This is a genomic window from Cupriavidus sp. HE11 (assembly GCF_056097175.1).
Window position 1 is genome coordinate 1,328,232 of record NZ_CP184465.1, and the last position, 12,628, is coordinate 1,340,859.

General features: G+C 65.6%; 15 protein-coding genes. 9 read left to right on the top strand and 6 right to left on the bottom strand.

Going from position 1 to position 12,628, the window contains the following annotated elements; genetic code table 11:
- Positions 1 to 19: 19 nt before the first annotated feature.
- The 5 genes from ACOABP_RS23295 to ACOABP_RS23315 all read left to right on the top strand — a co-directional run bounded on the left by ACOABP_RS23295 (position 20) and on the right by ACOABP_RS23315 (position 3,328).
- Entirely contained in the window at positions 20 to 577 is a 558-nt protein-coding gene (locus ACOABP_RS23295; RefSeq protein ID WP_474228008.1) for a hypothetical protein, read from the top strand.
- A gap of 166 nt (positions 578 to 743) precedes the next feature.
- Positions 744 to 1,397, top strand: a complete 654-nt coding sequence (locus ACOABP_RS23300; protein ID WP_474228009.1) for a flavodoxin family protein — start codon at positions 744 to 746, stop codon at positions 1,395 to 1,397.
- Between the two features lie 22 nt (positions 1,398 to 1,419).
- Positions 1,420 to 1,737: a putative quinol monooxygenase gene (locus tag ACOABP_RS23305; protein ID WP_474228010.1), complete on the top strand. Its 318-nt coding sequence runs from the start codon at positions 1,420 to 1,422 to the stop codon at positions 1,735 to 1,737.
- A gap of 103 nt (positions 1,738 to 1,840) precedes the next feature.
- On the top strand, positions 1,841 to 2,725 hold the full coding sequence (locus tag ACOABP_RS23310) for an isocitrate lyase/PEP mutase family protein (protein ID WP_474228011.1): 885 nt from the start codon (positions 1,841 to 1,843) through the stop codon (positions 2,723 to 2,725).
- A 15-nt stretch (positions 2,726 to 2,740) separates the two neighbouring features.
- Complete coding sequence (locus ACOABP_RS23315; protein ID WP_474228012.1) at positions 2,741 to 3,328, top strand: cysteine hydrolase family protein; 588 nt, start codon at positions 2,741 to 2,743, stop codon at positions 3,326 to 3,328.
- 15 nt (positions 3,329 to 3,343) lie between these two features.
- Here the strand turns inward: ACOABP_RS23315 and ACOABP_RS23320 are convergent, their stop codons facing one another.
- Positions 3,344 to 4,129, bottom strand: a complete 786-nt coding sequence (locus tag ACOABP_RS23320) for an IclR family transcriptional regulator (RefSeq protein WP_474228013.1) — start codon at positions 4,127 to 4,129, stop codon at positions 3,344 to 3,346.
- A gap of 181 nt (positions 4,130 to 4,310) precedes the next feature.
- Between ACOABP_RS23320 and ACOABP_RS23325 the strand changes: the two genes are divergently transcribed.
- Both ACOABP_RS23325 and ACOABP_RS23330 read left to right on the top strand, forming a co-directional pair.
- Complete coding sequence (locus ACOABP_RS23325; RefSeq protein WP_474230511.1) at positions 4,311 to 5,594, top strand: MFS transporter; 1,284 nt, start codon at positions 4,311 to 4,313, stop codon at positions 5,592 to 5,594.
- Between the two features lie 3 nt (positions 5,595 to 5,597).
- Positions 5,598 to 6,062 carry a type II 3-dehydroquinate dehydratase gene (locus ACOABP_RS23330; protein WP_474228014.1) on the top strand — a complete coding sequence of 155 codons (465 nt, stop codon included), beginning with the start codon at positions 5,598 to 5,600 and terminating at the stop codon, positions 6,060 to 6,062.
- A gap of 43 nt (positions 6,063 to 6,105) precedes the next feature.
- Here ACOABP_RS23330 and ACOABP_RS23335 read toward each other — a convergent pair whose 3' ends face one another.
- The 3 genes from ACOABP_RS23335 to ACOABP_RS23345 form a co-directional block, all read right to left on the bottom strand.
- Positions 6,106 to 6,576, bottom strand: coding sequence for a hypothetical protein (locus ACOABP_RS23335; RefSeq protein WP_474228015.1), 471 nt, complete (start codon positions 6,574 to 6,576; stop codon positions 6,106 to 6,108).
- Positions 6,577 to 6,763: 187 nt separating this feature from the next.
- On the bottom strand, positions 6,764 to 7,348 hold the full coding sequence (locus ACOABP_RS23340) for a hypothetical protein (RefSeq protein WP_474230513.1): 585 nt from the start codon (positions 7,346 to 7,348) through the stop codon (positions 6,764 to 6,766).
- A 74-nt stretch (positions 7,349 to 7,422) separates the two neighbouring features.
- Positions 7,423 to 8,829: a selenium-binding protein SBP56-related protein gene (locus ACOABP_RS23345; RefSeq protein ID WP_474228016.1), complete on the bottom strand. Its 1,407-nt coding sequence runs from the start codon at positions 8,827 to 8,829 to the stop codon at positions 7,423 to 7,425.
- A gap of 130 nt (positions 8,830 to 8,959) precedes the next feature.
- On the opposite strand from ACOABP_RS23345, the gene ACOABP_RS23350 reads away from it, so the two are divergent.
- A complete protein-coding gene (locus ACOABP_RS23350; RefSeq protein ID WP_474228017.1) occupies positions 8,960 to 9,247 on the top strand; it encodes a hypothetical protein in 288 nt (95 codons plus the stop codon).
- 9 nt (positions 9,248 to 9,256) lie between these two features.
- Here ACOABP_RS23350 and ACOABP_RS23355 read toward each other — a convergent pair whose 3' ends face one another.
- Positions 9,257 to 10,552, bottom strand: coding sequence for a tail fiber protein (locus ACOABP_RS23355; protein ID WP_474228018.1), 1,296 nt, complete (start codon positions 10,550 to 10,552; stop codon positions 9,257 to 9,259).
- 246 nt (positions 10,553 to 10,798) lie between these two features.
- Between ACOABP_RS23355 and ACOABP_RS23360 the strand changes: the two genes are divergently transcribed.
- Complete coding sequence (locus tag ACOABP_RS23360) at positions 10,799 to 11,869, top strand: tetratricopeptide repeat-containing glycosyltransferase (protein WP_474228019.1); 1,071 nt, start codon at positions 10,799 to 10,801, stop codon at positions 11,867 to 11,869.
- A 101-nt stretch (positions 11,870 to 11,970) separates the two neighbouring features.
- Here ACOABP_RS23360 and ACOABP_RS23365 read toward each other — a convergent pair whose 3' ends face one another.
- Positions 11,971 to 12,288, bottom strand: a complete 318-nt coding sequence (locus tag ACOABP_RS23365; protein ID WP_474228020.1) for an NUDIX domain-containing protein — start codon at positions 12,286 to 12,288, stop codon at positions 11,971 to 11,973.
- Between the last annotated feature and the right edge of the window lie 340 nt (positions 12,289 to 12,628).

Below are 12,628 nucleotides of genomic sequence, written 5' to 3' on the forward strand. Positions count from 1 at the left end.
ATCGTTCGGAAGCATTCCCATGAAGAAGCTAATCCTGCTGGCCGCCGTCGGGCTGGCATCCGTCGCCCAGGCCCAGCCGACCGCTGGCGGCGTGGCGGCACCGCTGGGCCTGGAGCTTGGCAAGACCTCGTGCGCGCGGCTGACGCCGGGCCCGAATCGCGAAAGGACCGGCACAGCGCCGTGGGCCGGCGGCGACGCTTTCGAGCTGAAGCGCCTGGAACGTTTCAACCTGCCGGGCCTGACCCGTGCGGTAGTGAACTGCGACGGGCAGGACGTCGTGACGCTGGTGACGCTGACCTTCGACCGCACCGCGCTCGACGACGTGACCCACAAGCTCGACGCCCGCTACGAATCGAAGCGCAAGACCGAACCCAACGCCCAGAACGGCTATGCGGAATGGGCGGCGTCCAACGGCAGCCTGGAACTGCTGTACGCCCGGGACGGCAAGCAGTTCACCGTGGCGTACTGGGGCAAGGGCGCCAAGGCGCGCTACTTCGCCTACAACGGCAATTCGGACAAGGCCCAGACGGCCCCGACTGCGGCGCCTGCTCCCGCGAAGGTGCCGGCGCCGCTCTGACGCCGCTCCTACCTCCACCATAATCGGCATGCCGCCAGCCGGCCACGGTTGGCGGCCCATCCTTCACTTCAACTTCTGGTTGAAAATCCTTCTCCAGACCTGTGCCTACCGGGAACAGGTCGCGCCAACCATACTGGCTTCACCTTCCTCTCACCCGGAGCCAGAAATGACCACCCCCATCGAAGTTGCGATCGTCTACCACAGCGGCTACGGCCATACCGCCAAGCAGGCAGAGGCCGTGGCACGCGGCGCGGCGCGCACCGCAGGCACCACCGCGCTGCTGATCAGCGTCGACGAGATCGACCAGTACTGGGACAGGCTCGAGCAGGCGGACGCCATCATCTTTGGCGCCCCGACCTACATGGGCAGCGCGTCCGGGCAGTTCAAGATGTTCATGGATGCCACGTCGCGCAACGTGTTCGCCAAGGGCTTCCGCTGGGCCAACAAGGTGGCCGCCGGCTTCACCAACGCCGCGTCGCGCTCCGGCGACAAGCTTGTCACGCTGCAGCAGATGGCGATCTTCGCGGCGCAGCATCAGATGCACTGGGTCAACCTGGGCCTGGCGACCGGGCACAACAGCTCGACCACCACCGAGGACACGCTGAACCGCCACGGCTTCTTTATCGGGGCCGCCGCGCAGTCGGATGCCGATGTGAGCGCCGACATGGGCCCGCCGCCAGCCGACCTGCGTACCGCCGAGCATTTGGGCGCGCGCGTGGCGCAGGTGGCACGCGAACTGAAGGCCGGGCGCGCCGCACTGGCCGCGCTGGACGCGGAGCAAGCCGCAGTTCAGCCGATCGAACTGAAGGCCGCGGCCTGATTTGCCAGACAGGAGAACGCTCATGGGCCACGTCATCTCGTTCATCGTCCGCCTGCCCGGCAAGCCGGAGCACCGCGAAGCGCTGCAGGCCAGGCTCCACCATGTGCTGGAGACCATGGCCGCCGAGCCCGACTTCATCAACACGTTCCTGCACCGGTCCAGCGACGACCCGGACACGCTGGTGCTCTACGAGACCTGGGCCTGCTCGGCAGAGGACTTCCGTACCCGGCATCTGGCAAAGCCATACCGGCAGGAATACGAAGCCGCGCTGCCGACGCTGCTCAAGGCGCCGCGCACCATCGAATGGCTCGACCCGCTCAAGGAATACCTGAAGCGTTGAGCGCCAGGGTGTAATCTTCAGCCTGCATTGCGCGCCCCGTTTTCGCGCACCCGGGATGCCCGCCGGCATCCCGCTCAGACTGTTCAGACTGGAGCCCCCACCCATGACCTCCAAAGCAGCTTCCCGCAGACAGGCCTTCCGGCAGCAGGTGGCAACGCGCAAGGCATTGCTGATGCCGGGCGCATTCAATGCCATGAGCGCGCGCGTGATCGAAGACCTCGGTTTCCAGGCCGTGTACCTGACCGGGGCCGGGGTCACCAATATGTCGTTCGGCCTGCCCGACCTGGGGTTCGTCGGCCTCAGTGACATGGCCGAACACACGGCCCGCGTGCGCGATGCAGTAGACCTGCCGCTGCTGGTGGATTCCGATACCGGCTTCGGCAACGCGCTGAACGTTCACCACGCCGTGCGCACGCTGGAGCGTGCCGGCGCCGATGCGATCCAGCTCGAAGACCAGGTCATGCCGAAGAAATGCGGCCACTTCGCCGGCAAGCACGTCGTGAGCACCGGCGAGATGGTCGGAAAGATCCGGGCCGCCACCGATGCACGCGACGACCCCAACTTCCTGATCGTCGCCCGCACCGACGCCGCAGCCGTACATGGCATCGACGATGCCATCGAGCGCGGCCACCGCTTTGCGGAAGCCGGCGCCGACATCCTGTTCCTGGAGGCCATCGAGGATCTCAAGGACATCGAACGGCTGCCTGGCTTGTTCAACGTCCCGCTGCTGATCAATATCGTGATCGGCGGCAAGACGCCGGTGCAGGGCCGCGACGCGCTGGAGCGGCTGGGCTACGGCCTGGTGCTGTACGCCAACGCCGCGCTACAAGGTGCCGTGCGCGGGATGCAGCAGGCGCTGGACATGCTGCAGACCAACGGCCAGATGAACGAGGACCCGACCATCGTGGCGCCGTTCGGCGAGCGGCAGCGGCTTGTGCGCAAGCCGCTGTACGACGAACTCGACGGCCGCTACAAGAGCGACGACTGACCACCGGAGGCAGCCATGCAGACTGCGCTGATCGTGCTGGACCTGATCAATGACATCGTCCATGCGCAAGGCAAGCTGGCCGGCAGCGGCACGGCGGCGCAGGCCGCCGCGCGCAACCTGGTGGCCGCCAGCAACGCGGTCATCGCCCACGCGCGGGCGCACCAGTGGCCGGTCATCTTCGTGAAGGTGGGATTTTCCGAAAACTATGCCGAGCACCCCAAGGATTCACCGGTCTTCGGCAAGGCCAGGGCCGCCGGCGCACTGACGCTGGGAGGATGGGGGACGGCGTTCGTCGACGGCCTCGATGTGCAGCCGGCGGATAGCGTGGTGACCAAGCACCGCGTCAGTGCGTTCTATGGCACCGGGCTGGAAACCATCCTGCGCGCGCGCCATGTGGACCGCCTGGTGCTGACGGGTATCAGCACCAACTGGGCCGTGGAAGCGACGGCGCGCGAGGCACACGACCGGGACTACCAGGTGATCGTGGTAGAGGATGCCTGCGCCGCGCGCAGCGAGGATGATCACCGGCACGCGCTGAAGAACCTTGGAGCGATTGGCACCGTCACAACCGTCGCCGCACTGGCCGGCCTGCCCGAAACCTAAGGCACGGGCGCCAGCTCAGCCCTTGCCAAGCGGCGGCCGGGACAGGAAGCCCGCCATGTTGCTGAGCTGGGCCAGTTCGTTGGCGGCTTCGCGCAGCAGTGCCGCGTATTCGTGGATCTTTGGCGCGGTCAGGCGCGTACGCGGCCCCGCCAGGCTGATAACGCCAATGCACCGCGACCCGCGCACGACCGGCACCGCCACGGCCGCCATGCGCGCGGCAAACACCTCGTCGATCATCGCGTAGCCACGCACCCGCGCGGCATGCAGGAACCCCAGCAGCGTCTTCAGCGTGGTGGGCGCGTTCGGCCCGTACTCGTTGGGCTGACCAAAACCCTGTTTCATGACCAGCGCCACGGCCGCCTCGTCGGACATCGTCATCAGCCAGGCATGGCCGGTAGACGTACACGAGAGCCGCGCCGCCAGCCCCATGTCCGGATCGTAACGAAAGCCCGTGCGCTGACCGTCGGCCTTGGCCACCCAGATGATGGCCTCGCCGTCCACCAGCGACAACCGGGCCAGTTCGCCGGTGCGCGCCGCCATGCGTTCGATGATGGGCTGGGCGATATCGGCAATGCCCGTCAGGCTCAGGAATTCGAGCCCGTTCGATGTCATGCGCATCGTCAGGATGTAGCGGCTGTGGTCCACCAGCTGGCGGACATAACCCCCCTCGACCAGTTCATGCAGCACGCGATGACAGGTGCTGCGAGGCAGGCCAAGCGCCTCGGCAATGGCAACCAGCCCGGCGCCTTCGCCCTGCGACGCCAGGAAATCGAGAATCCGGAGACCTGCCTTCAATGACATTTTTCGTATTACGGAATTAAGTTCCGGTGCGGAACACCCCAGTCATGCCGCGCAAACAATAGCAGTGCGCACAAGCTGCGGCAATCGACACCGATACTCATATAAAAGAGGGGAGACAACCATGTCAGTGATCACTGACTCGAACATTGCGCCTGCACAGGCACAGGCCGGCCAGCCTGAAATGGCCCGACGCGCCGTGGCCGGCGCCACCGTCGGCACGGCCCTGGAATGGTTCGACTTCGCGCTGTACGGCGTGGTCGCAGCCACCATCTTCCCAAAGCTGTTCTTTCCGTCGCTGGATCCCACGGCATCGCTGCTGGCATCGCTGGCGAGCTTCTGGGCCGGGCTGGCGGCACGCCCGCTGGGCGCCATCGTCTGCGGCATCCTCGGAGACCGCTGGGGCCGCCGCAACCTGATGCTGGTCACGGTGTCGGTCATGGGGCTGTCCTCGTTCCTGATGGGGCTGCTGCCGACCTACCAGCAGGTGGGCATCGCCGCACCGGCCCTGCTGGTGACGCTGCGGATCATCCAGGGCTTTGCGCTCGGCGGCGAGTCCACCGGTGCCCAGTTGATGGCCGTGGAGCACGCGTCAGCGGACCGCCGTGGCCTGTACTCCGGCTTTCTTGGCATCTGCTCGCCGCTCAGCCAGATTCTTGCCAACCTGACGCTATTCGCGCTGGCCGCCGTACTGTCGCCCGAGGATTTCGAGTCGTATGGCTGGCGCATTCCGTTCCTTGCCAGCTTCCTGCTGGTCATCCTGGGTATCTACATCCGCATGAAGGTCAGCGAGACACCCGCCTTCGAAGCGCTGCGCAAGAACGGCGCGCGCGTGCGCACCGCCAACCCGCTGGGCACTGTGGTGCGACACCACTGGAAGACCGCGCTGCGCCTGACGCTGTTTTTCTGCGGCCCGGCGGCGCTGTTCTACCTGATCGTGGTCTTCTCGCTCAGCTACCTGACGCGCAACCTTGGCGTGCCCAAGCAGACCGGCTTCATGTTCCTGATGGTTGCCAATGCCTGCGCCATCGTCGGCGCACTGGCCGGTGGCTGGCTCAGCGACCGCATCGGCCGCAAGCGCGCCCTGTTGCTGGGATCGTTCTGCACGCTGGTCTGCTGCCTGGTCTACTTTCCGATCCTCAACCAGGGCTCGCATGCGATGACGATGGCGATCATGGGCGCGTTCCTGGGGTTCACCCAGTTCCAGAGCGGCATCCAGCCGGTCTGGTTTGCCGAGTCGTTCCCGACCGAGGCACGCTACACCGGCTCCGCCCTCTCGTACTCGGGCGCCAACCTGCTGACCGGCGGTCCGATGCCAATCGTCGCCGTTGCATTGCTCCAAGCGTTCCACGGATCGCCATGGGCCATCGTTGTCGTCTGCGGTTCGCTGAACCTGCTCTCTTTCATCATGATCGCCATTTCCCGCGAGACCCGCGGCACGGCTCTGGACCAAAGCCACGCGCACTGAACCATGCATCGCAAACTCTACATACTCAACGGCTCGAACCTGAACATGCTGGGCGTTCGCGAGCCCCCCATCTACGGCAGCACCACGCTGAAGGACATCGAACTGCAATGCCAGGCGATGGCCGAGACCCTGCGCTTCGACAGCGTATTCCGCCAGACCAACAGCGAAAGCGAACTGATCGACTGGATTCAGGAAGCGTACTTCCAGGACGCCGCACTGATCATCAACCCCGCCGGCTTCTCGTTCGGCCGGATTCCGGTGCTCGATGCCGTCAAGCTGATCTGCCGCCCCGTGGTGGAAGTGCACATCAGCAATATTCACCGCCGCTCCCAGGAGTACCGCCACTCCACGATCTCGGTGGCGGCCACGGCGGTGATCTGCGGGGCGGGAGCCAATGGGTATCAGCTGGCGATGCGGGCGGTGGATGATTTGTGGGGGCATTCGGAGACGGCCGGCCAGCCACAGTAGCGGCTGACACCGGTGCGCCGGACGGCAACACCTGTCGCCGGCGTTACCGGCTCTCTACCAGACGCTTGACTACCTGCACCAGCACGCCAACGTCGTCAGCCACCTTGTCGAGTTTGACTTCCATCCTGTCCATCCGCTCATCCATCTTGTCGAAGCGGTCATCCATCTTGTCGAAGCGCTCGTCCATCTTGTCCATACGCATATCGATCCGGTCGAAACGGGTATCCATCTTGTCCAGGCGGATATCGATCCTTTCGAAACGGGTATCCATGTTTTCCAGACGGATATCCATCTGCTCCAGATGCTTGTCGATGCCGTCCAGCCTTGCCACCAACGGCTTGACCTCCGACTGCACGATATCGCGATTGTGATTGGCCATGTAGGTCATGATGCCTAGCACGATGCCCACGATCGCTGCGGCCAGGATGCCAGCGACAGTAAGTTGATAGACGGTCAAGCCGGCGTCCTGCGCCTGGAGCGGAAAACCCGCGGCTGCGGAAATCAGCGAATTCATGTTGTCTTGAGAATATTCGTATAGGCACGGATCTGTGCGCTGTCGCTTCTTGTCGTCCTGCTCGTCATCGATGCAGGGCCCCCGCGGCCTGCTGAACTTCAACCCCCAGCCGCGCGGCTATTGCATCACGGAACAACCGGCATACGTGATGGGGTGAGATCAAACGACAACGCACTCGGGCAACAAATCAATCCAGTGCCAGCAGCGCCAGCGATGCACCGCCCACCAGCACCAGGCTGAGCGCCCACACCACGTCGAGATTGAACCAGCTGCGTGCCACGAACTGCGGCCCGAGGTAGCGGAACGTGAGCCATGCCAGGGCGCCGCCCGTAGCCAGCATGGCCGTGGTATGCACGGCCGTGACCAGCACGGCGGTACCGGCGTTGCCGAGCGCCAGCGCCCCGGCGGCCTGGTGGCCGGCATCGCCCTGTGCAAGGCAGAGGCCCAGGTAGATCGGCACCAGCATCAGTCCCGCACCGTGCGCGATGGCGATGGCGAATGACCAGAACGCGAGCCGTGCGGGCGGGATGCGGGCCAGCGCGCGCGGATGCCGGCGCCAGACCAGCAGCACGATGCCATAGGCCACTACCAGCAGGCTGGCAACAAGGCGGATACGCACTTCCCAGGCGAGCAGCGAGACCAGCAGCCCGAATGGCAAGGTCAGCGCCAGGATGGCGAGCGCGTGCCCGGCGCCGAGATAGCCGAGCGACATCGGCAACGTGCGCGCGCTGCGCGCCAGTAGCGCGCCGGACACCGCCAGCGGCCATCCCATCGCCGGATTGAGACCGTGGTACAGGCCGCTGGCCAGCACGGCGGCCCACAACCCCGCCTGTTCCCAGGTAGCGGTCAAGCACCCACCGATGGATAGCAGAACGAATCGGTCGAGCAGTCGCCGCCCGCCAGCCGGATCTGGTGCGCGCGATAGCCATCGGGAAAGGTGACCCGAAAACGTTCGTCCAGCGTCAGCCCGCCATCGGCACCAGCATGCGCCATGACCTGCATGCCGGGCACGCCGTCCGGATAGAACTGGTCGTCCCAGGTGGAATACAGCGAATTGGTCCAGTAGACACGCCGACCGTCGCGGCTGATCTCCACCATCTGCGGGCCACCCGCAAACGCCGCGCCATCGGGATGCGGGCTGCGCCGGACGATGCCGCCCAGGTGTACCGACCCTGCCAGCCTGGGCTTGCGCGGATCGCTGACATCGTACTGACGCATTTCGCCAGTGCCCCAGCACGACACATAAAGAAAGCGGTCGTCGAGCGACAGATCGATATCGGTCACCAGCGGCGGCACCGCGCCGAAGCCCTTCAGCAACGGGGGCAGATCGTCGGGCGACGCAGGCTCGGGCGGGATCGTGGCTGTCTTCTCGATATGGAACCGACCGTCTTCGCGCCACCATGTCCAGATCGATCCCTCCAGGTTCGTGGTGTCGACCACCACGCCGACAAAGCCATACTCGCGCACCGGATCGTGCGCGGGCCGTACCTCCAGCGCCATCTGGTGCTGCGCGCCCAGGTCCAGCGTCTGCACATTGCGTCGCGCACGCAGGTCCCAGAAGTGAAGCCGGTGCCCGTAGCGGTTGCCGAGCAGGTCCTCCGGCACCAGCCCGTTCTCGAACTGCGGCGGCAGCGCCCATTCGCTCGACACCATGTAGTCGCGCGGCAGGTTCCACCAGAAGTCATAGTGCTTGTCCTGCGGGCCACGGTCGATCTCCCACCGGCCCAGCACCTCGAAGGTCTGGCAATCCATGATGAAGATGCCGGGTGCGCCTTCGGTGCCGTCGGGGCCCGCACCACCCAGCGTACTCACATAGATGCCTTCCGGCCCGCAATGGACGGTATGGGGTCGCGAATAGCCGGTCTTGCGGAAAATATCCTCGGGCTCGATGACCTTGTGGAGCTTCGCCTGCGTGGGATCCGGCTTCGTATCCACCACATAGATGCGCGAACTGCGCATGCCGGGAATGATCAGGAAGCGCCGCTCCAGGAACGCGTGCCCGGTCAACGGCGAGAGCGCGGACGAACAGGCGTTCCAGCCGAAGTGGTGCAGTTCGTCGCCCCGCCCCGTCATCGGCACCGTATGGACCACCGTGCCGTAGCGCGACGAATCGGGATTGACGTCGATGACGGCCAGCGCGTCCGGCTGCAACCCGTCGGGGCGCAGCAGCAGCGTGTACGCGTGGGCTTCCGCCGGCGCCTGCATCGCAAGCCGTGGCGATGCGTGGAAGGTCGGGTCGGGCCGCAGGTTCATGATGAAACCTCCCTTGACGTCGGGGTCAAAGTGCGTCGATGCAATCTACAAGCATAGGCGCGCGCCTCGCGGCGGGGTAACGACGAAATCCGCATACCCATATGCCGTCACATCCGATATGGAGCGACAAGTGCATACCTTCGGCGCTGGCGGCATCGGCGTTTGTCTCGGGTCGTCCGATTACCCGATGCAGGCCTGGTTCGAGGGCGAAGCCGCCGATGGCTTTAACGTGATGCCACCGTGCCTGCCCGATGGGCTCGACGGCTTCATCGAGCTGGCACTGCCAGAACCGCGGTACATGGGCACCGCGTTGCGTGAACACCTGGGGCTGGCGCGACCGTCCAGGCGTACCCAGGGAAAACTGGACGAGCGCGTGGCATCGTTGCGCCGGGTGGCCCGACAGGGCCACCCGTGCTGACCCTGCGCCTTACTGGCGCGACGGGAAAATGCCCTGCGTGCAGATCACGTAGTAGAGCCCGGTGGGCTCCAGCGGCCGCAGATCGGGCAGCCTGAAGTTGCTGACACCATCGCCACCGAACTTGGTGCCGAGCAACGCGAACAGCGCCTGGTTGCTCATGATGGACATCAGGCGGCCGTCAGCGTGTACGCCACCTGCCGCAAAGCTTGCGGCGGACAGCCAGACGGTGGCCATCGTGCAATCGCTTTCGTTGCCATCACCGATTGCGCCGGTGTTGCCCAGGCCGGGAATCGTGCCGGCGGGGCCCGTGGCGCCGGTAGCGCCGGTCGCACCCGTGGCGCCGGTCGCACCCGTAGCACCCGTAGCACCCGTAGCACCCGTGGCACCCGTGGCGCCGGTGGGACCCGAGGCACCGGTCGCGCCCACGGCACCGGTAGCGCCAGTCACTCCCGTTGCGCCGGTCGCGCCCGTAGCACCTGCCGGGCCGGTAGCGCCCGTCGCACCCGTGGCTCCCGCATTGCCCTGCGAACCCGTGGCGCCCACCGGGCCCTGCGGACCCGTCGCACCCGTGGAGCCGTCGGCGCCATTGGCCCCATTGGCGCCAGTCGCTCCGGTGGCTCCGGTGGCTCCGGTGGCTCCCGTGGCGCCGGTCGGCCCCACCGGCCCCACCTTGCCCTGTGCCACGTCGCTCGACAAAGCGGCCAGCGTGGAATTGGTCAGTTTGAGCTTGGCCGCGATCTCTTCCAGGCGGTCGTCGTAGTTGTCGCCGTTGCGCGGATTGAACTTCTGGTTGAGCAGGTTCAGCGAATCCGCATTGACGCCCAGCGTCGACAAACGCTGCTTGACCTGGGTAATGGCCAGCGCCAGCTTTTCGCTGGCTGCGGCAGCCGATACTGTCGAGAAATTGGTGAAGAACGCTTCGGTGTCGGCGCTGCCATACACACCCGCCACAACCAGTTCGGTGATCGGCGTGACGTTGGTCGTGCCGGCCGATTCGATGTACGAATGCAACACTTCGCCGGTGGCCGTGGTCACGCGCAGCACGCACGGCAGGGCCAGATTGGCCGTGGAAGCGCTCCAGCTACCGTCCGATCCGGTCGTCACGGTGGTCTGGCCGCTCACGCACTTGACCGTCAGCGCGGCGTTGGTGATGGGCGCGCCGGTAGCGGCAGTACCCGAAATCGTCGCTGCAGGCAGGGTTGCCGGAGTGCTCGCCGTGCTTCCTGTGTCGTCTCCGCCACCGCAGCTTGCAAGAAGTACAGACGTGGCGACTGACAGGGCGGCAGCCCATTGTTGTTGTTTCATTTTCCCGTTCCAGTTTGGAGTAGTGGTTTGTTCCGACGCGCCTCCGGGGCCGGCATGCGAAGGCCGGCCGCTCGTAGCGGGGCAGCATCTTAGCGATGGATGGACCAGCCCGGGAAACTCAAGCACCCCTACCTTGGTGGGGCAGACAGTGCGGCCGGCCCCGTCTGCACCGGGCAGCCAAAAACAGGTATTCTTCGCCCGGATTTTGAGCCTGCGAGGACCGCGGTGACACGCATTTGCCTGAATATGATCGTCAAGGACGAGGCCCCGGTGATCGAACGCTGCCTGGCCAGCGTGAAGCCCTGGATCGACCATTGGGTCATCGTCGACACGGGATCGGGCGACGGCACGGAGGACGTGATTCGCCGCTTCATGGCGGACGTGCCCGGCACGCTTCACGAACGCCCGTGGCGCAACTTCGCCCACAACCGCAACGAGGCCATGGCGCTGGCACGCACGGCCATGGGCGACTCCGGTAGCGAAGACGACTACCTGCTGTGCATCGACGCCGACGAAACGCTGCGCATGGCGCCGGGCTTCCACTGGCCCGAACTGCAGGCCGACGGCTATCAGTTCCGCTGCGAGCTCGACGGCTGGCACTACCTGCGCAATGCGCTGGTGCGCGCCCGCCAGCCCTGGCGCTGGGAAGGCGTGCTGCACGAATTCCTGACACAGGACGTGCCGCACAGCTGGGAGGCCCTGCCCCAGGCCACCATCGTGGTGGCACGCGACGGTGCACGCGCGCGCAATCCGCAGACCTACCTGCGCGATATCGCCGTACTGGAACAGGCCGTTCGCGACGAGCCGGCCAACACCCGCTACCGCTTCTACCTGGCGCAAAGCTACCGCGACGCCGGCAAGCTCGATGATGCCGTGCGCCTTTACGACGAACGCGCCGCGATGGGAGGCTGGGACGAGGAGGTCTGGTTCGCGCGCTTTCAGGTTGCCGTCCTGCGCGAGCGTCGAGGCGACGCCCCCGCAGCCGTGCAGGCCGCCTATCTCGACGCCTATCAGCAGCGGCCAACCCGTGCGGAGCCCCTGTGCGAGCTGGCGCGCTTTCACCGGCTACGCAGCGAATTCGCGCTGGCACACCTGTTCGCGCAGCAGGCCGCCAGCATGCCGAAGCCTGCCGACGCACTGTTCGTCGACGAGTCGGTCTACGCCTGGCGTGCGCTCGACGAACTGGTGGTCAGCGCGTACTACCTGGGCGCGCTGGAACAGGGTCGCGATGCCTTGCGGCGGCTGATCGCGGCACAGCGCTTTCCCGACAGCGAACGCGCGCGCATCGTCGGGAATTGCCAGTATTTCGGACTGTAGGTTCGGGCGCGCCGAAGGCAAAGCCGGCTTGTCGCCGGCATTCCGATCCACCCGGTATCGCCGGTGTGCGGTGCAATATCCGCGCGACCGGGCGGCCGGCTTCAGCCGGCCGTGGCGAGGAAGTACTGCAACACGATGGCCCGCGTGGTGGGACTGGTGCTCAGTTCGTCCAGCACGTCGCGCGGCGCCCATTTCAGATACTTGATCTCGTTGCGCGGCTTGGGCGCTGCCGATTTGCCGACCGCCGCCGAAAACACGTGATGCACCGTGGTGGCGCCAATGAACTGGAAGGCGGTGGTCAGCGACTTGGCCTCGATCGCGGTTTCCTCGCGCAGTTCTCGCCACGCGGCTTCCACCAGCGATTCCTGGTCGTCGGGGCGCCCGCCGGGCAGGGCCCAGCGCACGCCGTCCTTCGACACGAGCAGGACTTGTTCCTGGCGGACACAAATAACCGTAGCTCTGATTTTTGGCTTGATGAAAGGCATATCGGCCGTTCCAACCACTGCACGTTGTTTCATTTCATCCGGACCCGCTTTTCGCGCGATGGGTCCCACTAAATAGGCGCGCCGGTTTGTTCCGAACCGGCTGTTTTTGGGGGCGGCCTGTGCGGAACGCAAACAAACCATACAGGTGCGTAGTGTCGCCCCTGTCGCCCTCACTGGCAATGGATCGGGACTGAAGCTGTTGCGCAGCCACTGCATTCCTCGGCATTCCCCTGTGGCTATCCGCCTCATGCACTGGCGAGCATGCGTCTCCATG

Excerpts from the sequence above, each read along its gene's own strand:
- ACOABP_RS23295 (WP_474228008.1), top strand. The coding sequence starts at position 20 with ATGAAGAAGCTAATCCTGCTGGCCGCCGTCGGGCTGGCATCCGTCGCC.
- ACOABP_RS23300 (WP_474228009.1), top strand. The coding sequence starts at position 744 with ATGACCACCCCCATCGAAGTTGCGATCGTCTACCACAGCGGCTACGGC.
- ACOABP_RS23305 (WP_474228010.1), top strand. The coding sequence starts at position 1,420 with ATGGGCCACGTCATCTCGTTCATCGTCCGCCTGCCCGGCAAGCCGGAG.
- ACOABP_RS23310 (WP_474228011.1), top strand. The coding sequence starts at position 1,841 with ATGACCTCCAAAGCAGCTTCCCGCAGACAGGCCTTCCGGCAGCAGGTG.
- ACOABP_RS23315 (WP_474228012.1), top strand. The coding sequence starts at position 2,741 with ATGCAGACTGCGCTGATCGTGCTGGACCTGATCAATGACATCGTCCAT.
- ACOABP_RS23320 (WP_474228013.1), bottom strand. The coding sequence starts at position 4,129 with ATGTCATTGAAGGCAGGTCTCCGGATTCTCGATTTCCTGGCGTCGCAG.
- ACOABP_RS23325 (WP_474230511.1), top strand. The coding sequence starts at position 4,311 with ATGGCCCGACGCGCCGTGGCCGGCGCCACCGTCGGCACGGCCCTGGAA.
- ACOABP_RS23330 (WP_474228014.1), top strand. The coding sequence starts at position 5,598 with ATGCATCGCAAACTCTACATACTCAACGGCTCGAACCTGAACATGCTG.
- ACOABP_RS23335 (WP_474228015.1), bottom strand. The coding sequence starts at position 6,576 with ATGAATTCGCTGATTTCCGCAGCCGCGGGTTTTCCGCTCCAGGCGCAG.
- ACOABP_RS23340 (WP_474230513.1), bottom strand. The coding sequence starts at position 7,348 with ATGGGATGGCCGCTGGCGGTGTCCGGCGCGCTACTGGCGCGCAGCGCG.
- ACOABP_RS23345 (WP_474228016.1), bottom strand. The coding sequence starts at position 8,829 with ATGAACCTGCGGCCCGACCCGACCTTCCACGCATCGCCACGGCTTGCG.
- ACOABP_RS23355 (WP_474228018.1), bottom strand. The coding sequence starts at position 10,552 with ATGAAACAACAACAATGGGCTGCCGCCCTGTCAGTCGCCACGTCTGTA.
- ACOABP_RS23360 (WP_474228019.1), top strand. The coding sequence starts at position 10,799 with ATGATCGTCAAGGACGAGGCCCCGGTGATCGAACGCTGCCTGGCCAGC.